This window comes from Mesorhizobium sp. M2D.F.Ca.ET.226.01.1.1 (assembly GCF_004022705.2).
In the GTDB taxonomy this organism is placed as follows: Bacteria; Pseudomonadota; Alphaproteobacteria; order Rhizobiales; family Rhizobiaceae; genus Mesorhizobium.
Genome location: NZ_RZOY02000018.1, coordinates 38,397 through 61,146, shown reverse-complemented (window position 1 = coordinate 61,146; position 22,750 = coordinate 38,397). Strand labels below are relative to the sequence as shown.

Sequence of the window (22,750 nt, the reverse complement as noted above, 5' to 3'; positions counted from 1 at the left end):
GATCACTCCGCCGCCGGCGCCAGCGGCCTGACCCGCGCCATCATCGAGCGCAGCACGGCCGGCTTCAGCGGCTTGTTGATAACCGGGATGTCGAGCCTGCCCGCGGCCGTGCGGACTTCGCTGGAGCGGTCGGCGGTGACGAGAACGCAAGCCAGATCCTGGCCATGGATGGCGCGCAGCGCGTCGATGGCTTCGAGCCCGGTTTCGCCGTCGAGGTGATAGTCGGCAAGCACAATATCGGGCCTTGGCGCGCCGGATTTCAAAAGGTCCTCCGAGCCCGAAGCCGTCTCGACCCGGCAGCCCCAGCCTTCGAGCAGCAGTCGCATGCCGTCGAGGATCCGCGCGTCATTGTCGATGCACAGCACATTGAGCCCGGCCAGCGTCGAGGCGGAGCGCGCCGGCGCCTTGCCGGCCTCGCGCGGCGGCGCCGCGACCGCCGCGACCGGCAGGAGGACCGAAAAGCGCGTGCCTTTGCCGGGGTTGGAGAAGATGCGGATCTCGAGCCGCAGCACGCGCGCGATGCGGTCGACGATGGAAAGGCCGAGGCCAAGGCCCTCGGCCTCGCGCGCGCCTTCGTCGAGCCGCGTGAATTCGTGGAAGACCGTGTTGAGCTTGTCGCCGGCAATGCCGATGCCGGTGTCGATCACCTGGATCTCGGCCAGCTCGCCGCGCCGCCTCACACCCACCAGGATGCGGCCCTGGCGCGTGTATTTGATCGCGTTGGAAACAAGGTTCTGGATCAGCCGGCGCAACAAATTGCGGTCGGTCATGACGCCGAGGGAAGACGGCATGATCTTAAGGTCGAGCTTCTTTTCGGCGGCAAGCGGGCGAAAATCATTGCCGATCTGGCCGAGCAGCCCACCGAGGCTGAAGGCGGTATCTTCCGGCTTCATGGCGCCGGCGTCGAGCCGCGAGATGTCGAGCACCGCGCCGAGGATGGTCTCTACCGATTCCAGCGAGGATTCGATGTTGACCGCGGCTTTCCCGGCCGGTCCCTTGCCGGCCTTCTCGATCAGCGATGAGCAATAGAGCCGGGCGGCGTTCAGCGGCTGCAGGATGTCGTGGCCGGCGGCGGCGAGGAAGCGCGTCTTGCCGAGATTGGCCTCCTCGGCCAGCATCTGCGCCTGCGCCAGTTCCTCGTTGACGCGGGTGAGCTCGATGGTGCGGGTCTTGACCCGCTGTTCCAGCGATTCATTGGCCCGCTTCAGCGCCAGGTCCTGTTCGACGCGGCCGGAAATGTCGGCATAGGTGGCGACGATGCCGCCGTCCGGCATCGGGTTGGATCGCAGCTCCAGGATGCGGCCGCTGGTCTTCAGCTCCATCTGCCATGGGCCGGCGAAACTGGTCAGCCGGTTGAGCATCGTCACGCGCTGTTCGGCGGGAATGTCGCCGCGCTCGGCAAGATGGCGCAGGATCCGGTCGAGCGACACGCCGACCTGGCCCATCTCGTCCGGCAGGTCGAACAGCAGCCGGTATTGCCGGTTCCAGCAGATCAGCCGGAAATCGCGGTCGAAGACGGTGATGCCTTGCTCCATCTGGTCGAGCGCGATCTGCAGCAAGTCGCGATTGTGCTGCAGTGCTTCGGTGGCGTCGTCGAGCAGTTTGAAGGCATCCTTGGAATCGCGGTCGTTGCGGCGGAAAAGCAGCGACAGGATCAGCCGCGCCGAGGACGAGCCGACCGCGCTTGCCAGCAATTGCTCGGAGAAGCGGATGACGTCCATGCTCGCTTGCTCCTTGCCGTGGAGCGAAACGGCATTGTCCTTCTCGAAGGACTGGAAGGAGCGCTCTGTGCGTTCGACGCCGAGATAGCGCGAGATTGTGTCCTTGAGGTCGTTGACGGTGACGGCGGTGCGGAAGCGTCTGAGGCTCGGCATGGGGTTCGCCTCGCGCGGCACGAAGATCGCCGCCTGGATGCGCTCCAGCGGCAGGGACGCGCGCGAGAGAGAACCCAGCACGAAGAACAGCGCGTTGACCGAAAGGCTCCACAGAACGCCATGGTTCAGCGGCTCGCCGACGGTGCCGAACAGCGCCTGCGGCCTCAGCGCCTCGAAGCCGAACAGGCCGTGGACGACGATGTCAGAGTCCAGACCGGCGAGTGAAGGGAGCAGCAGCGTGTAGCACCAGACAGCGATGCCGGCGACCATGCCAAAGGCTGCGCCCCGGCCATTGGCGCGGCGCCAGATCAGGCCGCCGATCAACGCCGGCGCGAATTGGGCGATCGCGGCAAACGACATCAGTCCGATCGATGACAGCCGGGCGCTGTTGGTGCTCTCGCGGTAGTAGAGGAAAGCGATGAACAGCATGATGAAGATCGACGCGCGTCGCACGTTGAGGATCAGCGTCGACCAGTCCTCGTTCTCCGAAGTGCTGGTCTTGAGCACGCGGCGCACGAACAGCGGGATGACGAGATCGTTGGAGATCATGATCGACAGCGCCACGCTTTCAACGATCACCATGGCGGTCGCGGCCGACAGGCCGCCGATGAAGGCGGCCATGGCGAGCAGATCGTGGCCGCTGAGCAGCGGCAGCGACAGCACGTAAAGGTCGCTGCTGGTCCTTGTGCCGACCAGCGACAGGCCGGCAAAGGCGATCGGCAGCACGAAGAGGTTGATCGCCACCAGATAGAGCGGGAACACCCAGGTCGCAGTGCGCAGCTCCGCCTCGCTGCGGTTCTCGACAATGGTGACGTAGAACTGCCGCGGCAGCATCAATATGGCAAAGCCGCTCAAGCCGGTCAGCACCAGCCAGGTGGCCAAAGAGGTGTTGTAGCTCATCGCCTGGCGCACCTGACCGTTCGCGGCAAGCTTGGCGAACATGTCGCCGGGGCCGCCGAAGATCAGGAACGTCACCATCAGGCCGATGGCGATGAACGCGGCGAGCTTGACCACGGTCTCGACCGCCACCGCCAGCACCAGCCCGTCCTGGTGCTCGGTGGCGTCGGCGTGGCGAGTGCCGAACAGCACCGCGAACAGTGCTAACAGCATCGCCACCACGAGCGAAATGTCGCTGACGAATGGATCGAAAGAGGGCGGCGAGCCGGTATAGTGTTCGACCATCAGGCTGACCGAGCCGGAGATCGCCTTGAGCTGCAGCGCCATATAGGGTACCGCGCCGACCGTCGCGATCATTGTGGCGATGGCCGCAACGGCAAAACTCTTGCCGTAGCGAGCGCCGAGAAGGTCGGCGATCGAGGTGATCTTCTCGCTTTTCGCCAACCGGACCAGGCGGTTGAGCAGCGGGAAGCCGAACACGAAGACCAGCACCGGTCCCGTATAGATGCCAAGGAATTCAAGGCCGCGCTCGGAGGAGAGGCCGACCGAGCCGAAGAAGGTCCAGGAGGTGCAGTAGATGGCGAGGCTGAGCGCGTAGATGAAGGGCCGAGCCCGGCCGAAACCGATCGCCGCGGCGCGCCGGTCGCCGACGCTGGCGATGGCGAAAAGCAGCGTCACATAGGCGATCGCGATGATGACGACGAACCAGCCTTGCACGGTCCGCATTTCCTCCCTGGCCGTTTTTCTCCTCCGGCCGTCATGACGCAATCACAGCTTGGCGCCCAAGTCCATCGCGGCTTTCGGCGCATATGTCTTTGATGACGTTGCGTAAACACAAACCGGTGCTCTGGCCGTTTTTCCAGTTTTGCAACCGGGGGGTTTTGTTATTGTGAGCCCGGCCGGCGCCGAAGGAGATGGATGAGGCGGCAGCGCGGCCGGTCACGGCAAGGAGGGACGAATGCTGAAAGAATTCCAGGAATTCATCTCCAAGGGCAATGTGATGGACTTGGCCGTCGGCGTCATCATCGGCGCCGCGTTCGGAAAAATCGTCGATTCACTCGTCAACGACATCATCATGCCCTTCATCGGGGCGCTCGGAGGGGTCGACTTTTCCAACTATTTCATTGGCTTGTCGCACAATGTGACTGCCACCAATCTGGCCGATGCGCGTAAGCAAGGGGCGGTCTTTGCCTATGGCAACTTCATTACCGTGGCGCTGAACTTCCTGATCCTTGCCTTCATCATCTTCCTGATGGTCAAGGCGGTGAACAATCTGCGCAAGCGGCTTGAGCGCGAGAAGCCTGCCGCTCCTGCCGCGCCGCCGCCGGCCGATGTGCAGCTTCTGACCGAAATCCGCGACCTGCTTGCCAAGCGATAACGCGGCGCGAGCCTCTCTGGAGCAAAACCCCGGCCATTCGCGGCCGGGGTTTTCTGTTTGCGGTTGTCGTAAAAGAGGCTAGCAGTCGCGGAAAACCGGACGGAATTTGCATGACACTGATCCAGACCTTGCGCCCTGAGGCCTTGGCCGCGCCCGAGAGCGGCATTGTCGCCGTCGTCAATCACGGCCGCCTGCGTGAAGGCCTGATTCCGCTCTGGGCCGGCGAGGGCGACCTGCCGACGCCTTCCTTCATCAGCGATGCCGCCGCCAAAGGCTTGGCCGATGGCGAAACCTTCTACACCTGGCAGAAGGGCATACCCCCGCTCAGACAGGCGCTTGCCCGCTACTACGCCAGGCATTTCGGCAAGACCTTCGCCGAGGAGGAGTTCATCGTCACCGGCTCCGGCATGCACGCCATCCAACTGGCCATCGACGCCATTGCCGGCAGCGGCGACGAGGTGATCTACCTTTCGCCGGCCTGGCCGAATTTCGCAGCCGCCGCCGGCGTGGCGGGCGCCGTGCCGGTTCCGGTCGTGCTCGACCAGTCCGGCAATGGCTGGTCCTGCGATGTCGACAAGATCGCCTCGGCGATCACGCCGCGCACGAAGCTGCTGTTCATCAACACGCCGTCAAACCCGACCGGCTGGACCGCCGACAGGGAGACTCTTCAAGCGATCCTCGATCTTGCCCGCGCAAAAGGCCTGTGGATCATCGCCGACGAGATCTATTCGCTGTTCCACTACGGGCGCGGCCGCGCGCCGTCCTTCCTCGACATTGCCTCGCCCGAAGACCGCATCCTCTTCGTCAACAGTTTTTCCAAGAATTGGGCGATGACCGGATGGCGCGTCGGCTGGATCAAGACCCATCCGGCCTTGCAGCAGGTGTTCGAAAACCTGATCCAGTACTCGACCTCTGGCGTCGCGCAGTTCATGCAGCGCGGCGCCGTCGCCGCCCTCGACGAAGGCGACGCCTTCATCGCGAGCCAGGTCGAGCGCGCGCATGCCGCCCGAGACCTCGTCTGCGATATATTGGGTGCCACCGGCAAGGCGCGTTTCACCGTGCCGCAGGGTGCTTTCTATCTGTTCTTCAAGGTCGACGGCATCACCGATTCCCGCACTGCTGCCTTCGACATCGTCGACAACGCCAATGTCGGCCTGGCGCCGGGCACCGCCTTCGGCCCCGGCGGCGAAGCCTTCCTCAGGCTATGCTTCCACCGCCGCCTCGATCAGCTCGAGGAAGCGGCGCGTCGCCTGGCGAAATGGATCAAGACGGTGTAGCCGAGCCCAGTCGACGAAGTCCGGATTGAAACTCGCTCCGACGAGTCAGCTGGCGCGGGTTTCGAGAACCGGAGCGCAGCGGACATTCAGGTCCGTGGGCACCGGAAGCGGAGAAACCTGCGTCAGATGGCCTTCGAAGTAGAGTTTAAAACGGGCTTCAGCCGCCTGACTTCGGCACCAGGAGGGGAACAATCCGGTCGCTCTTCGCCACGGCTGGCCGTCCGGCGGAACCGTAGGAAATGCCCAGCGCATCCCAGGTCTCGACCAGCGCATCCTGCAATTCGGCGATCAGCGCATCCGAGTGGAACGGCGTCGGCGTGATGCGCAGCCGCTCGGTGCCGCGCGGCACCGTTGGATAATTGATCGGCTGGATATAGATGCCGTGCACGCCGAGCAGGCGGTCGCTCGCCATCTTGCAAAGCTCGGGGTCGCCGACCAGCACCGGCACGATGTGGGTGGCCGATTCCATCACCGGCAGCCCGGCCGCGGCCAGCACCTGCTTGGTGCGCGCCGCCTGGCGCTGCTGCGCGTCGCGCTCGGCCCGCGAACGCTTGAGATGCCGGATCGAGGTGGTGGCGGCGGCCGCGATCGCTGGCGGCAGCGCGGTGGTGAAGATGAAGCCCGGCGCATAGGAGCGCACGGCGTCGATCACGGCACTCGTGCCGGTGATGTAGCCGCCCAGCGTGCCGAAGGCCTTGGCGAGGGTGCCTTCGATGATGTCGATGCGGTCGGCAAGGCCTTCGCGCTCGGTGATGCCGCCGCCGCGCGGTCCGTACATGCCCACGGCATGGACCTCGTCGATATAGGTCATGGCGTTGTAGCGCTCGGCGAGCTCGACGATCTGCTTGATCGGCGCGATGTCGCCGTCCATCGAATAGACGCTTTCGAACACGATCAGCTTGGCGCGCTCGCGCCCTGCCGCCTGCAGCAGGCTTTCCAGATGCGCGACGTCGTTGTGGCGGAAAATCTTCTTCTCCGCGCCCGAGCGGCGCACGCCTTCGATCATCGAGGCGTGGTTTAGTTCGTCCGACAGCACCAGGCAGTTGGGCAGGAGCCGGGCAATGGTCGAGATCGAGGCTTCGTTGGAGACGAAGCCGGAGGTGAAGACCAGCGCTGCTTCCTTGTCGTGCAGGTCGGCGAGCTCATGCTCCAGCTCGACCAGCGGGTTCGAGGTGCCGGAAATGTTGCGGGTACCGCCGGCGCCCGAACCCATCTTGCCGGCGGCGCTCTGAAAGGCGGCGATGACATCGCCGTTCTGGCCCATGCCGAGATAGTCATTGGAACACCAGACGGTGATTTCCTGGGCGCGGCCGTTGGAACGCCAGATAGCGCGCGGAAACTTGCCCACGATGCGCTCGAGGTCGGCGAAAACGCGGTAGCGACGCTCGGCATGGAGCTGGTCGATCGCATCTTCGAAGAACCGCTGATAGTTCATGTCGACTTCCCAATTTTGAGCCGGATCATAGTGACTGCCCCATGCCGCGTCCACCGGACCCAACCGGTCAAAATGCCACGCCCTTGCCCTGTTCCTAACGACGCCGGATCGTGGCCTATTTCCCGGGGTGTGAACGAGCTTTGTTTCAGTACGATGCCTCGGGCGGGAGGAACTGTTACGGACTTAACATACGGGGGGAGGATAGTGCATGTCGCCCAAAAGTGCGCAGCGGTTTTGGGAGGACGACATGCATGAAACAATACAGGCTTGCGGCGGGGTTTCCAGCAAGGTGGCTGTTGAGACAGTTTCCGATAAATCTTGATCAGCGAGGTAGATGATGACGGTTTTGGTGACGGGTGGTGCCGGTTATATCGGCAGCCACATGGTTTGGGAGCTTTTGGACGCCGGCGAGAGCGTCATGGTGCTCGACCGGCTTTCCACCGGTTTCGAATGGGCGGTGGCCCCGGAAGCAAAGCTCGTTGTCGGCGACGTCGCCGACCGTGACCTGGTCGGCCGAATCATCCGCGAAAACAAGGTCGACGCCATCATCCACTTCGCCGGCTCGATCGTGGTGCCGGAATCTGTCGCCGACCCGCTCGGCTACTACGAAAACAACACCTGCAAGACCCGAACGCTGATCGAAACCGCGGTCCGCGAAGGCGTGCCGCACTTCATCTTTTCCTCCACCGCCGCCGTCTATGGCGGCGCCGGGCTGGAGCCGGTGCGCGAGGATGCGCGCCTGGCGCCGGAATCGCCCTATGGCCTCTCCAAGCTGATGAGCGAATGGATGCTGCGCGACGCCGCGCTGGCGCATGACATCCGCTATACGGCGCTGCGCTATTTCAACGTCGCCGGCGCCGACCCGAAGGGCCGCACCGGGCAGTCGACGCCCGGCGCCACGCATCTCATCAAGGTCGCCTGCGAGACCGCGCTCGGCAAGCGCCCTTTCATGCAGGTTTTCGGCACTGACTATCCGACGCCGGACGGCACCTGCATGCGCGATTATATTCATGTCAGCGATCTCGCGGCGGCGCACCGGCTGGCGCTGCAGCGGCTGCGCGCCGGCGGCACGAGCCTCGTCGCCAATTGCGGTTACAGCCACGGCTATTCGGTGCTGGAGGTGATCGACAGCGTGCGCCGCGCCTTCGGCCATGATTTCGATGTCCGCATGGGCGACCGCCGGCCGGGCGACGCCGCGGCCGTGGTCGCCAATTCCGAGCTTGCCCGCAAGGAGCTCGGCTGGACGCCGCAGCGCGACGATCTCGACCTGATCGTCAACGACGCGCTGGCCTGGGAACGTATCCTGACGACCAAGAACTCCGTTCGAAACTGATCTGTTGGGCCAAGGACTCGTCCGGCGCTTTTAGAAGCGGTATTGAGCCTCATGCGGCGCTGCGCGCGGGCGCGCCGCCGCCATGATGCTTGAGGGGACGGCATGAAAATACTGGTTCTCGGCGCCGGCGTGGTTGGCACGGCGGCCGCCTACTATCTGGCCAAGGACGGTCACGAGGTGACCGTGATCGAGCGCCACGAGGCGGCGGCGCGCGGCACCAGCCAGTCGAATGCCGGCCTGGTGTCGCCCGGCGACGCCACCGCCTGGGCTTCGCCCGCCGCGCTGAAAACCTTCCTGCGCGCGCTGTGGAACCACGATCTCGGCATCAAGGTCAGGCTGCGCCTCGACCCCTATTTCTATCTCTGGAGCCTGCGCTTCCTGCGCGAATGCACCGTGAAGCGGCTGCGCGCCAACACCGACATCAAGCTGAGATTGGCGCTCCATTCCCGCGCGTGCATCAATGAACTGTCGGAGGCGACAGGCATCGACTATGACGAGCGCAAGAAGGGCATTCTCTACTTCTTCCGCTCGCAGAAGAGCCTCGACACCGGCACCGACAACTATCGCTATCTCGCAGAGCACGGCCTGCCGATCGAGATCGTCGGCCGGGAGCGCCTGGTCGAGCTGGAGCCGGGCCTTGCCGGCGTCAAGGAAAAGATCGCCGGCGGCATCTATTCGCCGATCGACCAGACCGGCGATTCCAAACAGTTCACCGACAACCTTGCCGCCTATGCCGCCGAAAAACTCGGCGTGAAGTTCCTGTTCGGCACGACGGTCGAGGGCCTCGACATCGAAGGCGATCGGGTGCGCGCGGTCATGACCTCGGCCGGTCCCGTTACCGACGACGCCGTCGTCATCTCCATGGGGCCGGAAAGCGGCCTGCTTGGCCGCCGCTACGGCATCGACCTGCCGGTCTATCCGGTGAAGGGCTACACAGCGACGATTCCGCTGGAGGATGAGAGCAAGGGGCCGACCATGGGCGGCGCCGACGAGGACCGGCTGATCGGCTATTCGAGGCTCGGTAATCGCCTGCGCATGTCCTCGACGGCCGAGTTCACTGGCTTCGACCGCAGCTTCAAGCCGCGCGACTTCAGGACCATCCTGGAAACCGGCAAGGATCTTTTCCCCGGCGCTTTCGACGAGAAGAAGGCGGTGCTGTGGGCGGGCCTGCGGCCGATGATGCCGAATTCGGTACCGGTGATCGGCCAGGCGAAATACCGCAACCTCTACCTCGACACCGGCCACGGCCATGTCGGCTGGACCATGGCCTGCGGCTCCGGGCAGTTCCTGGCCGATGTCGTCGCCGGCAGAAAGCCGCAGATCGACCCGAGAGGATTGCTTTACGGGACGGGGCGCTGAGCCGGTTTGCTTACGCGGTGGCGTTCTTCCGCCACACTTGCCTGTAGGCTTGCCAGGCCGGATCGGCCGGTGGCTGAGTTCGCTCCCCCTTGCTCATTGCCAGTGCGCCGTCCGACGCCAGCAGGGCGGCGCCGATGCTGGTTCCGGTCGATGTCTCCGAGGCGACAACCGGCCGCTCCGTCGCCGCCGCCAGCATATTGATGAAAAGCGGGTTGCGCGCGAAGGGCCCTTCGACCGTCGTCGGTCCGTCGCCGCCGATCAACTCCAGGCAGGTCGCGGTCATCAGCGCCAGATAGAACGAAATTGTGGCGAAGCGCTGCCCGGGGCTCAAGTCTTCGGCATTGACCCACCGAGCGTCGCGATGCGGAAAGGGTCCGGAGCCCCGCTGCGTCGAAGGCAGAAGCAACACCTGCCGCGCCAGCACCGCCGCAACATCGTCATCGAGCCATTCCTGCGGCCGACCGTCGGTGAGCATGGAGAATTCACGTCCGCCCATGAAGCGCGCCGACGGCACCGGGTCGCCGAGCGCGTTGACGTTGACCAGCGTGTCGCGCGCAGGGTCGAGTTCCACCTTCCTGCCGCCGACCGCCATCGACACCACCCAAGTGCCGGTCGAAACGACTGAGAAGGGCGGCTGCTCTGAAACCAGATGCGGCAGCAGCGAGGCGTTGGAATCGTGCAGGCCGCAGAACACCGGCGTTTGCGGGTCGAGCCCGGTGCGTCGCGCAAACACCGGCAGGATCGGACCGAGCCGGTCTTTTGCCGGCCGCACCGGCGCCATCAACGGGCGCCAGCCCATTCTGTCGACCAGCGATGAATAGTCGGACGTCCAGGGGTTCCACAGATCGGTGTGGCAGCCGAGCGACGTCACCTCGTTGACGGCAATGCCGGTCAGCCGCAGCGCCCAATATTGCGGGTACATCAGCATCGCCGTCGCCTTGGCGAATTCCGCCGGGAAGCGCCTCTGCTGCCAGAAGAACTGCGCGCCGAGATTGAGGCCGACCGGCAGCCGCGGCGTACCGGTCTCGGCGAAGGGCGGGCGGACGGCGTCATATTCTTGCGCCAGCCGGTCGGGGCCGTCGAATTCATAATCGAGCACCGGCAGCGCCAGTTCGCCCGATTGATCGACCAGCGCGCCCGTCGCGCCATGCGTGGTGATCGAGATCGCATCGATGCGCCGTTCGTGGTTGAGATCGGCGAGGCTGTTCAGGATGAACGTCCACAGCGCTTCGACATCGTGATGCGGGTAGGGGGCGTGCCGCACCGGTGCGTTGGCCATTCGGCGCAGCGCCACTTCCTGCATCGTGTCGAGATCGACCAGCGCCACCTTGGCATTGGTCTTGCCGATGTCGATGACGGCGACGTCGCGGATCATGCCATATGGAACATTGTTTCCAGCGGCACCGCCACCGGCTCGTTGTCGGCTTTCGTCTCCATCACGTCGGCCATATGCGCCCACCAGCGCTGCATCACCGGGTGCTTGGGCAGGTCGGCCATGCCGTGATCGTCACGCCGCCACAGCACGCCGAACAGGATGTCGGTCTCCTCGTCGAGATGGATCGAATAATCGGAAACGCCGGCCTCTCTCAGCAGAGCCACCAGCTCGGGCCAGATCTTGTCATGGCGGCGCTTGTACTCGGCCTTCATGCCCGGATTGAGTTTCATCTTGAAGGCGTATTTTTCCATCAGGCGAAGCGTCCCTCGCGCAGCCGCCGCCAGAGGATCGGCAGTGCGATGACGACGATCAGCAACAGGCCGATGAAGATCGACATGACGATGCCCGGCACGTTGAGCAGACCGAGGCCGAACGTCACCAGCCCCATGATGAAGGCGGCAAGCACGACGCCGAGGATGCTGCCGGCACCGCCGAGGATCGACACACCCCCAAGCACCACCATGGTGATCGCCTCGAGCTCATAGCCTTGCGCGATCGACGGCCTGGTCGAGCCGAGCCGCGACGTGATCAGCACGGAAGCGATGCCCGACATCAGCCCGGTCAGGCAGAACAGGATGAATTTTATACGATCGACCCGCACGCCGGAAAACTGGCAGGCGACCGGATTGTTGCCGATGGCGAAGACGCGCCGTCCGAAGCTCGTGCGGTGCAGCACAAACCAGTAGATCGAAGCCGTGAGGAGGAACAGCGCCAGCTCGAATGAGAAGACCCACCAGACGTAACCCTGTCCGAAGAAGGCGAAGCTCTCCGGATAGCCCTTATAGGCATGGTCGCCGAGGATGATGAAGGCGATGCCGCGAAACAGGCTCATCGTGCCGATGGTGACGACGATGGACGGCAGGCCGAGCCGCGTGACCAGCAGCCCGTTAAAGGCGCCGCAGGCGAGGCCGACGGCTATGCCGATCGCGACCAGCACCGGCGTGCCGGCGCCGGCCTGCACGGCCATACCCATCATCGTCGAGGCCAAAGCCACGATTGCGGCAACCGAGAGGTCAATCTCGCCGGAGATGATCAGCAGCGCCATCGCAAGCGCGATCAGCCCCTTTTCCGTAAAGTTGAAGGTCAGGTCCGACAGCGACCACGGATCGAGGAAGTAAGGCGACGCGAAGCTGTTGACCGCGAAAATGACGACCGCGATGACGACCAGCAGCGCCTCCCAGGAGAAGATCGCCGAGGAGAGCGGCTTGTCGAGCCGGTCGGGGATGTGGCGCGGGGCAGGGGTGTCGGTCATGCCGCTTCCGCCTTTCTGAGGATGATGCGGCCCTGCCGGCGCTCGCCGCGCGCGTTGAGCACCACGGCCAGGATGATGGCGCTGCCCGAGATCGCCATTTGCCAGAAGGGCGAGATGTTGATGACCGGCAGCGCGTTGGAGATGATGCCAAGGAACAGCGCGCCAAGCACCGCGCCGCCGACCGAGCCGATGCCGCCGGCGATCGAGATGCCGCCGATGACGCAGGCGGCGATGATGTTGAGCTCATAGCCGTTCGCGACCTCGACCGAGGCGATCACATAGCGCGAGATCCAGAGATAGCCGGCGAGCCCGCCGATCATGCCGGAAATGCAGAAGACGATGAATTTTGTCCGTCCGACATCGATGCCGGCATAGACCGAGGCAGTCGGATTGACGCCGATCGCGTAGATCGAGCGTCCAAGCGCGGTCCGCGTCATAACCAGGAAGAACAGCGCGATCACGATGATTGCGATCCAGGACAGCACGGGCAGGCCGAGGAAGGCGGCGCGCTGGAAATTGATGAAGTCGGGACTCATCTGGTCGGCATTGACCCAGGCGCCGCCGGAGACGACGAAGGTGGCGCCGCGATAGATGGTGAGCGTGCCGAGCGTCACCACGATCGAGGGGATGTTGAGCCGCCACACCAGGAAGCCGTTGATGGCGCCAAGCACCAGTCCGACGGCGAGAGCGATGACGATCAGTACCGGGATCGGGATCGCCGGATGCGCGGCGTTGAGCATCGCCACCACCATGCCGGTGAAGCATAGGTTGGACGCCATCGACAGATCGATCGAGCGCGTCAGGATCACCACCATCTGGCCCAGCGCCAGGATCATCAGGATCGAGGTGTCGTTGAACACCTGGCGCAGATTGGCGGGGTCTGCGAAGCCGGGGAAGCGCGTCGAGATCAGGCCGATCAGAACGACGATACCGGCGAGCAGCCAGATCTCGCGATATTTGAGGAAATTCTTCATGCCGCGATCCCCGCTGCCGTTCGAACCAGCGTTTCGGCGTCGAGCCCCTTATTGTCGTAGGTCGCGGCGATCCGGCCTTCGCGCATGACCACGACACGGTCCGACATGCCGAGGATCTCTGGCAATTCCGACGACACCATGATCACCGATAGCCCTTGCGCGACCAGCTCCGCCATGAAACCGTGCACGGCAGCCTTGGAGCCGATGTCGATGCCTTTGGTAGGCTCGTCGAGGATGATCACCTTGGGTGTCGTGGCCAGCCATTTGGCGATGACCACCTTCTGCTGGTTGCCGCCGGAAAGCGTGCCGACATCCTGGCTGAGCGAGGAGGCGCGCAGATCGAGCCGCTCGGTGTAGGAACGGGCGAGCGAGAACTCTTCCGCGAGCTTGAGCATGCCGGATTTCGAGGTGCGCGCCAGCGAAGGCAGCGACACGTTCTGGAAGATCGGCAGGCCGATCACGACGCCCTGCTTGCCGCGTTCCTCCGGCACATAGACGATGCCGGCCTCGATCGAATCCGCCGCCGATTTCGGCGCGATCGTCTTGCCGTCCAGCGAAATGGCACCTCGGCTGGTGCGGGTAATGCCGGCGATCGCCTGCATCACCTCGCTGCGCCCGGCCCCGACCAGCCCGTAGAAGCCGAGGATCTCGCCCTTGCGCAATTCGAAGCCGATGTCGTCGAACTCGGTCGGATGCGACAGGCCGGAAACCGAAAGCACCGGTGCGCCGATCTTCGGCTCGCGCTGCGGAAAGATGTGGTCGACATTGCGCCCGACCATCATGCGCACGATCTCGTTCTGGCCAGTGTCCTTCAACAGGCCTTCACCCACCATCTCGCCGTCGCGGAAGACGGTGTAGCGGTCGGCGATGCGGTAGATCTCGTCGAACTTGTGGCTGATGAACAGCACCGCCTTTCCGTCGCTCTTCAGGAACTCGATCAGCAGGAAAAGCTCCTCGATCTCCTTCATCGAAAGGGCCGCCGTCGGCTCGTCCATGATGACGATTCGCGCATCGATCGACATCGCGCGTGCGACGGCCACCAGATGCTTGTTGGCGATGCCGAGATCCTTCAGCCGCGCGTCGGCATCGATATGGCCAGCGCGCATCGTCTCCAGCACCTCGCGCGCATTGTTGCGCATGGTGCGCCAGTCGATGGTGCCGAAGCGGGTGCGCGGCGCGTGGCCGAGGAAGATGTTTTCGGCCACCGACAGATCGTCGAACAGCACGGTTTCCTGGTGGATGGCGGTGATGCCGTGGCCGAAGGCGGCATGCGCGCTTGGCAGCGCCGTGGCCTGGCCGTCGATGCCGATCTCGCCGCAATCGGGCTGGTAGATGCCGGTCATGATCTTGACCAGCGTCGACTTGCCGGCACCGTTCTCGCCGATCAGCGCGGTCACTTGTCCCGGATATAGCGACAGGCTGACATTGTGCAGGGCGCGGACACCGGGAAAGCTTTTGGAGATACCGGACAGCGTCAGGCGCGGAGTCGGTGTCGGTGGCCGCTCCTTTATCGTGCCGTCATGGGCCGTCGTGTCCATAGTCGTATCAAGCCCGATCATCTATTTCGTGTGGACTTCCCTCACCCGACCTCCGCTTCGCTCGGTCGACCTCTCCCCCGTGGGGAGAGGGAATTGCCGAGCTTGGCGCCTGGCTCTTCTCCCCACCGGAGAGAAGGTGGCCGCGAAGCGGCCGGATGAGGGGGCGGCGCCCTTGGTTTCCAGATCAATAGATCTTGGAGAACTTCTCGATGTTGGTCTTGTCGAACTGGAAGGGCGGAGCCATCGCAGCCGAGTTGGTGTCGTCGAGCGTCACCTTGCCGACACGGCCGATCGACAGCGTGGCGCCGGGCTTGGCCTCTTCCTTCTTCACCGCCAGGTCATGGGCGAGATAGATCGCCGAATAGCCGAGGTCGATCGGGTTCCACAGCGCGACAGCCTGCGAAGCGCCGTTGTCGATGAACTTCTTGAACTCCGACGGAAGCGCGAGACCAGTGACATTGACCTTGCCGATCAGGTTCTCGTCGGTGACGACCTGCGCTGCGGCGACGACGCCGACGGTGGTCGGCGCGATGATCGCCTTGAGATTCGGATAGGACTTGAGCAGGCCCTTGGCCTCGTCGGTGCTCTTGGCCGAGTCGTCATCGCCATAGACGGTGGCGACCAGCTTGATCTTCGGGAACTTCTCCGGCAGCACCTTCTTGGCCGCCTCGATCCAGGCGTTCTGGTTGGTCGCGGTCGAGGAGGCCGAGAGGATCGCGACGTCGCCGCCTTCCGGCAGGTAGTCGGCGGCGAGCTTGATGATGGTCTCGCCGATCAGGTTGGTGTCCGACGGGTTGAGGTGAAGCTGGCGGCCTTCCTTGGCGACGCCGGAGTCCCACGAGATCACGGTGATGCCGCGATCCATCGCCTTCTTCAGCACCGGCACCAGCGCGTCGGCGTCATTGGCCGAAACGGCAATGGCGTTGACCTTCTGCGCGATCAGCGAATTGATCACCTCGATCTGCGCCTCAGCGGTGGCCTTGGTCGGGCCGGTGTAGATGACGTCGACATCGCCCAGTTCCTTGGCCGCTTCCTCGGCGCCCTTGTTGGCGGCGTCGAAGAAGCCGTTGCCGAGCGACTTCACGACCAGCGCGATCTTGACGTTCTCGGCATAGGCGGCATTCACGAACATGGCGGCGGAAAAGGCCGCCGTAACCAGCAGTTTCTTCAAAAAGCTCATCGAATATCCTCCCTTGAGCGTTGCATTCCATCGCCGCTGCGGGCGTGAGTTTCCCTCAGGCCTGCAGTGAAGATTCTTCCTTGTCGCTTGACTGCTTGCGGGCGACGATCAGCGCCACGCCCGCCGTTTCCAGCATCTTGGCCTCCCGGTCCTCGATGCCGTCGTCGGTGATCACGGTCGCGATGCGCGACAGCCCGCACAGGATCAGGCTGGAGCGCATGCGGAATTTCGAGGAATCGACCAGCACCACCAGCTCGTCGGCCTGGTCGATCAGCTTCTGCTCGGCCTGGATCAGCAGCGGATCGCCCTCCATCAGCCCGAGCGGCCCCAGGCCTTGCGCGCCCATGAACATGCGCCGCGCATAGAAGTTGCGCGTAACGTCATTGTCGAAGGGCGAAAGGATGATGTTCTGCTCGCGGTAGATCGTGCCGCCCGACAGCATCACCGTGTTCTTCGAGTGCTTGAGCAGATGCTCGGCGATCGGGAACGAGTTGGTGAAGATCGGCATGCGCCGTCCGGTCAGGAAATGCACCATCTGGAAGGTGGTGGTGCCGCCATTGATGATGATCGGCTCGCCGTCCGCGCAAAGGTTCACCGCTTCCCGCGCGATCGCCCGCTTCTGGGCCGCGTTCAGCGTCTCGTTGACGGAGAAAGGCCGGCCGGCAAGGCCGATGAACTGCGGCGGCGAGATCGCCTCGGCGCCGCCGCGCACCCGGCGCAGGCGCTTTTGGATGTGCAGCGCCGCGATGTCGCGTCGGATCGTCGCCTCGGAGGAGTCCGTCAGCTCGACCATTTCCTGCACCGTCACCACAGGCTTTTCCTGGACGGCGGACAGAATGATCCTGTGGCGTTCTTTCTCGTGCATGGTTCCTCCCTGCCCAAGCATCAGGCCTTAGAAAACGCGCAGTGTCAATCATTTCCGATCATATATTTTCATTGTGCAGTGCAATATGATCGATGTTGATCGTTTGTGATTGACAAGTGGGGCGCTTGCGTAGACATTCCCCAGCGAGAAAAGAGGGGTGCGGCACTCGCGCTCCAAGGGAGGATACCTATGCTCGACAAGCGCTCCGGCTCGCGCCTCGCCAATCTGTGGGACGATGCAAAAGCCGAAGGTATGAGCGGTCCCGAGCTTCTGGTCTATCGCTCGAACACGCTGGGATCCGACAAGCGCGTCACCAACTATGGCGGCGGCAACACCTCGTCCAAGGTCTGGCAGAAGGACCCGCTGACCGGCGAGGATGTCGAGGTTCTGTGGGTCAAGGGCTCGGGCGGCGACAGCGCCTCGATCAAGCTTGACGGTTTCGCCACCCTCTACATGAACAAGCTGCGCGCGCTCAAAGGCCTCTATCGCGGCGTCGAGCACGAGGATGAGATGGTGGGCTATCTGCCTCACTGCACCTTCAACCTCAATCCGCGCGCGGCCTCGATCGACACGCCGCTTCATGCGTACGTGCCGAAGGCCTGCGTGGATCACATGCATCCCGACGCCATCATTGCGGTCGCCGCCGCCAAGGATTCCAAGGCGATCACCAAGGAGATCTTCGGCGACGCGATCGGCTGGCTGCCGTGGAAGCGGCCGGGGTTCGAGCTCGGCCTATGGCTGGAGAAATTCTGCCTGGAAAATCCGGACGCCAAGGGTGTCGTGCTTGAAAGCCATGGCCTGTTCACCTGGGGCGACACCCCGAAGGAATGCTACGAAACGACGATCTCAGTCATCAACCAGGCAATCGAGTGGTTCGAGCGCCGGTCGGAAGGCGTGGCTATTTTCGGCGGCGAGGCGGTGAAGTCGCTCGATGCTTCGGCACGCCGCGCCATTGCCGCAAAGCTGATGCCGCGCATTCGCGGCCTGATCTCCGAAAAGAGCCACAAGCTCGGTCATTTCGACGACCAGCCGGCCGTGCTCGAATTCGTCAATTCCAAGGACCTGCGGGCGCTGGCGGCGCTCGGCACCTCATGTCCGGATCATTTCCTGCGCACCAAGATCCGGCCGCTGGTGATCGAGTTCGATCCGGCTAAGCCCGATATCGACGCCGTCATCGCGCGGCTGGCCGACGACATCGCCGAATACCGCGTCGGTTACCAGGCTTACTACGACGCCTGCAAGCATCCGGACTCGCCAGCCATTCGCGACCCCAATGCCGTGGTCTACCTGATGCCCGGCGTCGGCATGTTCACCTTCGCCGGCGACAAGGCGACGGCGCGCATCTCCGGCGAATTCTACGTCAACGCCATCAATGTCATGCGCGGTGCTTCGACGGTCTCGTCCTATGTCGGCCTGCCGGCGCAGGAAGCTTTCGACATCGAATATTGGCAACTCGAGGAAGCCAAGCTGCAGCGCCTGCCGAAGCCGAAGGCGCTGGCCGGCCAGATCGCGCTGGTCACCGGCGGCGCCGGCGGCATCGGCCGCGCCACCGCCAACCGGCTGCTGCGCGAGGGCGCCTGCGTGGTGCTGGCCGACATCGATGAAGCGGCGCTCGCCAGCGCCAACGACGAGCTCTCGAAAGCCTTCGGCAAGGACTTCGTCCGCCCGGTGCGCATCGACGTGACCTCGGAGGATCAGGTGCTTTCCGGCTTCGCCGAAACGTCCGTCGAATTCGGCGGCATCGACATACTCGTCTCGAACGCGGGCCTGGCGTCCTCGGCGCCGATCGAGGAGACGACACTGGCGCTCTGGAACAAGAACATGGACATCCTGTCCACCGGATATTTTCTCGTCTCGCGCGAGGCCTTCCGCCTGTTTCGCGCGCAGAAGATCGGCGGCAACGTCGTCTTCGTCGCCTCCAAGAACGGCCTCGCCGCTTCGCCGAATGCGTCCGCCTATTGCACCGCCAAGGCAGCCGAGATCCACCTTGCCCGCTGCCTGGCGCTCGAAGGAGCTGAGGCGCAGATCAGGGTCAACGTCGTCAATCCGGACGCCGTGCTGCGCGGCTCAAAAATCTGGACCGGCGAGTGGAAGGAGCAGCGCGCCGCCGCCTACAAGATGTCGACCGACGATCTCGAGGAGCACTACCGTTCGCGCTCGATGCTGAAGCGCTCGGTATTCCCGGAAGACATCGCCGAGGCGATCTACTTCTTCGCCTCCGACATGTCGGCCAAGTCGACCGGCAACATCGTCAATGTCGACGCCGGCAACGCGCAAAGTTTTACGCGCTAGGCCTTTCCTTCTCCCCGTCACTATACGGGGAGAAGGTGACGGCAGGCGGATGAGGGGCAGCGCCAGCCGAACGCATTCTTGGGAGGAATTGCAGTGTCCGAAACGATCATCTCGGCTAACGTTGTCGAAAAGCATAACGCCGCCCGCCAAGCCGACCTCGAGCGCGACTACGCCTCGCTCGGCGACCGCCTCGACCGCCGCGGCATTGCCATCGATGCCATCCGCGACAAGGTCGAGAAATTCGGCGTGGCGATCCCGTCCTGGGGCGTCGGCACCGGCGGCACGCGCTTTGCCCGGTTCCCCGGTCCCGGCGAGCCGCGCGATATCTTCGACAAGATCGAGGACTGCGCTGTCATCAGCCAGCTGACGCAGGCGACGCCCACTGTCTCGCTGCACATCCCTTGGGACAAGGCCGATCCGAACCGGCTGAAGCAGGCGGCCTCGCGCTTCGGCCTCGGCTTCGACGCGATGAACTCCAACACCTTCTCCGACGCGAAGGACCAGAAGCTTTCCTACAAATTCGGCTCGCTCTCCCATGCCGATGCCGGCACGCGCCGCCAAGCGGTCGAGCACAATCTCGAATGCATCGAGATCGGCAAGACGCTGGGCTCCAAGGCGCTGACGGTGTGGATTGGCGACGGCTCCAACTTCCCCGGCCAGGTCAATTTCGCCAAAGCCTTCGAGCGTTATCTCGACGCCATGCGCGACATCTATGCCGGCCTGCCGGACGACTGGCGGCTGTTCACCGAGCACAAGATGTATGAACCGGCCTTCTATTCCACCGTCGTGCAGGACTGGGGCACCAACTACATCATCGCCAGGGAGCTCGGCGACAAGGCCTTCTGCCTGGTCGATCTCGGGCATCACGCGCCCAACGTCAACATCGAGATGATCGTGTCGCGGCTGATCCAGTTCGGCAAGCTCGGCGGGTTTCACTTCAACGATTCGAAATATGGCGATGACGACCTCGATGCCGGCTCCATCGACCCCTACCGGCTCTTCCTGGTCTTCAACGAGCTGGTCGACGCCGAGCTTTCAGGGGCGAAAGGCTTCAACCCCGCTCATATGCTCGACCAGAGCCACAACGTGACGGATCCGATCGAAAGCCTGATGCTGTCGGCGGTCGAGGTGCAGCGCGCCTACGCGCAGGCGCTGCTGGTCGACCGCAAGGCGCTGGAAGGTTTCCAGGAGGCCAACGACGCGCTGATGGCGACGCAGACGTTGAAAAGTGCCTACCGCACCGATGTCGAGCCGATCCTCGCAACGGCCCGGCTGAGGACCGGCGGCGCCATCGATCCGGTCGCGGCCTATCGCGAAGCCGGCTACCGGGCCAAGGTGGCGGCGGAACGGCCGGCAGTTGCGGGTGGTGGCGGCGGGATTGTTTGACAGACAGATATCCGCATTGATGTGGTCCAGCGCCATTGGCGGTGGACAGGTCTGCCGGCACGGTCTTTCCTAAGCGTCCCAACGCTAGGAGCACCGCCATGCCCTTGACCCGCCGGACGCTGATTGGCGTCGCCCTTTCGCTCGCACTCTCGCTCACGCCGTCCGCCGCCGTCTTCGCCGCATCGCCCGCTCCCGCCAAGGGCGAGCATGGCATGGTGGTGACAGCCCAGCATCTCGCCACCGAAGTCGGTGTCGACGTGCTGAAGAAAGGCGGCAACGCCGTCGATGCCGCGGTCGCCGTCGGCTACGCGCTCGCCGTCGTCTACCCCAATGCCGGTAATATCGGCGGCGGCGGCTTCATGACTGTGCGCATGAAGGATGGCCGCACGACCTTCATCGATTTCCGCGAGCGCGCGCCGCTCGCCGCGACGAAAACCATGTATCTCGACAAGGACGGCAATCCGATGAAGGGCGCCAGCCTCGACGGCTATCTCGCGGTCGGGGTGCCGGGCTCGGTCGCCGGTTTCGAAATGGCGCGCGAGAAATACGGCACGCAGTCGCGGCAGGATTTGATGGCGCCGGCGATCGCCTATGCCAGGGACGGCTTCGTGCTCAACCAAGGCGACGCCGCCTCTTTCGCCGGCAGCGCCGACCGACTGGCAAAGGATCCGGCGGCAGCCGCGATCTTCCTGAAAAAGGACGGCAAGCCCTACGGCATCGGCGAGAAGCTTGTTCAGCCGGATCTCGCCGCCTCGCTCTCAGCCATTTCCGAGAAAGGGCCTGACGCCTTCTATAAGGGCGCCATCGCCGATGAAATCGTCAAGGCAAGCGGCGCGAAAGGCGGTATCCTGGCCAAGGGCGATTTCGAGCAATATGCGGTGCGCGAGCTTAAGCCGGTAACCTGCGACTACCGCGGCTACGAGATCATCTCCTCGCCGCCGCCAAGCTCGGGCGGCGTCATCATCTGCGAAATACTCAACGTGCTCGAAGGCTACCCGCTGTCCTATCTCGGCTCGGGTTCCGCAGAGACGGTCCATGTCATGGTGGAAGCCATGCGGCATGCCTATGTCGACCGCAATTCGGCGCTGGGCGACCCGGATTTCGTCGACAATCCCGTCTCAAAACTGCTCGACAAGAACTATGCCAAGAACATTCGCGACAAGATCGACCCGTTCCGCGCCGGCGTCTCGAAGGACCTGATGCCGAAGGGTTTTGGCGAGTCGAAGGAAACCACCCATTATTCGATCATCGACAATGACGGCAATGCGGTGGCGGTCACTTATACACTGAACGGCTCGTTCGGTGCCGGCGTCGTCGCCGACGGCACCGGCATCCTGCTCAACAACGAGATGGACGATTTCACCCAGAAGCCCGGCGTACCAAACCTTTACGGGCTGGTCCAGGGCGAAGCCAACGCCATCCAGCCGAAGAAGACGCCCTTATCCTCGATGAGCCCGACGATTGTCACCAGGGATGGCAAGCCGTTCATGGTCATCGGCAGTCCGGGCGGCTCGCGCATCATCACCATCACCCTGGAGGCGATCGTCAACGTCATCGACCACCGCATGAACATCCAGCAGGCAATCGACGCGCCGCGCATCCATCACCAATGGCTGCCGGACACGATCTATGTCGAGCCGTTCGGCCTTTCGCCGGACACCGAGAGGCTGCTTGCCGGCATGGGCTATCATCTCGACCTCAGCGACCAGACCTGGGGCCAGGCGGCGGGCATCCTGGTCGGCGGCAAGAGCCTCGGCGAGATCGAAAAGGGCGGCGGCGCGCGCTACAACGGCGCCATCGACAGCCGCGCCGCTGCGGGTGAGGCGCTGGGGTATTAAACCACCAATGTGATCGTCGAGGCGATCAGCATGACGGCGGCAATGGCGACGAACAGCGCGTAGATGCGCGGCCGGTCGAGCAGCAGCGCATTGCCGGAAATCCAGGCCGACGTGGCGCCGCCGAGCGCGAACAGGAAGCCGTTGCGGTGGCCGAAGGACATGGAAGCGGCCATCAGGCCGCCGATGATGAGCGCGCCGAACACGATGATGACAGCCACCGCGTATTTCTCGAAATCATTGCCGCTGCCCATCGCCGGCCCCATCGCATTGAGATTGGGCAGGTCGTCGGGGTCGAAAGGGTTGGTCGAGCCGTATTCGTCTTGACCGAGGGATTCGCGCATCATTCGTTCTCCGCTGAGCGGCAACAAATCATCAACGCCTGCCAAGCGCAACCCGGCAACGGCGCCACGTCGACGCGTTCGCCGCCCGGCTGATGC

General features: G+C 63.8%; 17 protein-coding genes. 7 read left to right on the top strand and 10 right to left on the bottom strand.

Going from position 1 to position 22,750, the window contains the following annotated elements:
- Positions 1-2: 2 nt before the first annotated feature.
- Positions 3-3,488: a PAS domain-containing hybrid sensor histidine kinase/response regulator gene (locus EN869_RS30465; RefSeq protein ID WP_127230262.1), complete on the bottom strand. Its 3,486-nt coding sequence runs from the start codon at positions 3,486-3,488 to the stop codon at positions 3-5.
- A gap of 241 nt (positions 3,489-3,729) precedes the next feature.
- On the opposite strand from EN869_RS30465, the gene mscL reads away from it, so the two are divergent.
- Both mscL and EN869_RS30455 read left to right on the top strand, forming a co-directional pair.
- A complete protein-coding gene (gene mscL / locus EN869_RS30460; protein WP_127230214.1) occupies positions 3,730-4,149 on the top strand; it encodes a large conductance mechanosensitive channel protein MscL in 420 nt (139 codons plus the stop codon).
- A gap of 110 nt (positions 4,150-4,259) precedes the next feature.
- A complete protein-coding gene (locus tag EN869_RS30455) occupies positions 4,260-5,426 on the top strand; it encodes a pyridoxal phosphate-dependent aminotransferase (protein WP_127230215.1) in 1,167 nt (388 codons plus the stop codon).
- Between the two features lie 157 nt (positions 5,427-5,583).
- Here the strand turns inward: EN869_RS30455 and hemA are convergent, their stop codons facing one another.
- Complete coding sequence (hemA, locus tag EN869_RS30450) at positions 5,584-6,861, bottom strand: 5-aminolevulinate synthase (protein ID WP_127230216.1); 1,278 nt, start codon at positions 6,859-6,861, stop codon at positions 5,584-5,586.
- A gap of 337 nt (positions 6,862-7,198) precedes the next feature.
- On the opposite strand from hemA, the gene galE reads away from it, so the two are divergent.
- The gene (gene galE, locus EN869_RS30445) at positions 7,199-8,194 is read left to right on the top strand and encodes a UDP-glucose 4-epimerase GalE (RefSeq protein ID WP_127230217.1); all 996 of its coding nucleotides are present in this window, start codon (positions 7,199-7,201) and stop codon (positions 8,192-8,194) included.
- 102 nt (positions 8,195-8,296) lie between these two features.
- A complete protein-coding gene (locus EN869_RS30440) occupies positions 8,297-9,553 on the top strand; it encodes a D-amino acid dehydrogenase (RefSeq protein ID WP_127230218.1) in 1,257 nt (418 codons plus the stop codon).
- A 10-nt stretch (positions 9,554-9,563) separates the two neighbouring features.
- Here EN869_RS30440 and EN869_RS30435 read toward each other — a convergent pair whose 3' ends face one another.
- The 7 genes from EN869_RS30435 to EN869_RS30405 all read right to left on the bottom strand — a co-directional run bounded on the left by EN869_RS30435 (position 9,564) and on the right by EN869_RS30405 (position 16,797).
- On the bottom strand, positions 9,564-10,928 hold the full coding sequence (locus EN869_RS30435; RefSeq protein WP_127230219.1) for an FGGY-family carbohydrate kinase: 1,365 nt from the start codon (positions 10,926-10,928) through the stop codon (positions 9,564-9,566).
- The gene (rhaM, locus tag EN869_RS30430; RefSeq protein ID WP_189341279.1) at positions 10,925-11,239 is read right to left on the bottom strand and encodes an L-rhamnose mutarotase; all 315 of its coding nucleotides are present in this window, start codon (positions 11,237-11,239) and stop codon (positions 10,925-10,927) included. The genes EN869_RS30435 and rhaM overlap by 4 nt, the downstream gene beginning before the upstream one ends.
- The gene (locus EN869_RS30425) at positions 11,239-12,240 is read right to left on the bottom strand and encodes an ABC transporter permease (protein ID WP_127230221.1); all 1,002 of its coding nucleotides are present in this window, start codon (positions 12,238-12,240) and stop codon (positions 11,239-11,241) included. Before EN869_RS30425 ends, rhaM begins: the two co-directional genes overlap by 1 nt.
- Positions 12,237-13,214, bottom strand: a complete 978-nt coding sequence (locus EN869_RS30420) for an ABC transporter permease (protein ID WP_127230222.1) — start codon at positions 13,212-13,214, stop codon at positions 12,237-12,239. The genes EN869_RS30425 and EN869_RS30420 overlap by 4 nt, the downstream gene beginning before the upstream one ends.
- On the bottom strand, positions 13,211-14,752 hold the full coding sequence (locus tag EN869_RS30415; protein ID WP_127230223.1) for a sugar ABC transporter ATP-binding protein: 1,542 nt from the start codon (positions 14,750-14,752) through the stop codon (positions 13,211-13,213). Before EN869_RS30415 ends, EN869_RS30420 begins: the two co-directional genes overlap by 4 nt.
- A gap of 184 nt (positions 14,753-14,936) precedes the next feature.
- Positions 14,937-15,932 (bottom strand): rhamnose ABC transporter substrate-binding protein, encoded by a 996-nt coding sequence (rhaS, locus tag EN869_RS30410; protein ID WP_124996133.1) that lies wholly within the window; start codon positions 15,930-15,932, stop codon positions 14,937-14,939.
- Between the two features lie 55 nt (positions 15,933-15,987).
- Positions 15,988-16,797 carry a DeoR/GlpR family DNA-binding transcription regulator gene (locus tag EN869_RS30405; protein ID WP_127230224.1) on the bottom strand — a complete coding sequence of 270 codons (810 nt, stop codon included), beginning with the start codon at positions 16,795-16,797 and terminating at the stop codon, positions 15,988-15,990.
- Between the two features lie 189 nt (positions 16,798-16,986).
- Here EN869_RS30405 and EN869_RS30400 point away from each other — a divergent pair, with 189 nt between their 5' ends.
- The 3 genes from EN869_RS30400 to ggt all read left to right on the top strand — a co-directional run bounded on the left by EN869_RS30400 (position 16,987) and on the right by ggt (position 22,313).
- Positions 16,987-19,089, top strand: a complete 2,103-nt coding sequence (locus EN869_RS30400) for a bifunctional rhamnulose-1-phosphate aldolase/short-chain dehydrogenase (protein WP_127230225.1) — start codon at positions 16,987-16,989, stop codon at positions 19,087-19,089.
- A 93-nt stretch (positions 19,090-19,182) separates the two neighbouring features.
- A complete protein-coding gene (rhaI, locus tag EN869_RS30395; protein ID WP_127230226.1) occupies positions 19,183-20,475 on the top strand; it encodes an L-rhamnose catabolism isomerase in 1,293 nt (430 codons plus the stop codon).
- A 98-nt stretch (positions 20,476-20,573) separates the two neighbouring features.
- Positions 20,574-22,313, top strand: a complete 1,740-nt coding sequence (ggt, locus tag EN869_RS30390) for a gamma-glutamyltransferase (protein ID WP_127230227.1) — start codon at positions 20,574-20,576, stop codon at positions 22,311-22,313.
- On the opposite strand, the gene EN869_RS30385 is transcribed toward ggt, so the two are convergent.
- Positions 22,310-22,657 (bottom strand): hypothetical protein, encoded by a 348-nt coding sequence (locus tag EN869_RS30385; protein WP_167498532.1) that lies wholly within the window; start codon positions 22,655-22,657, stop codon positions 22,310-22,312. The two genes, ggt and EN869_RS30385, sit on opposite strands and share 4 nt — an antisense overlap.
- Positions 22,658-22,750: the final 93 nt, after the last annotated feature.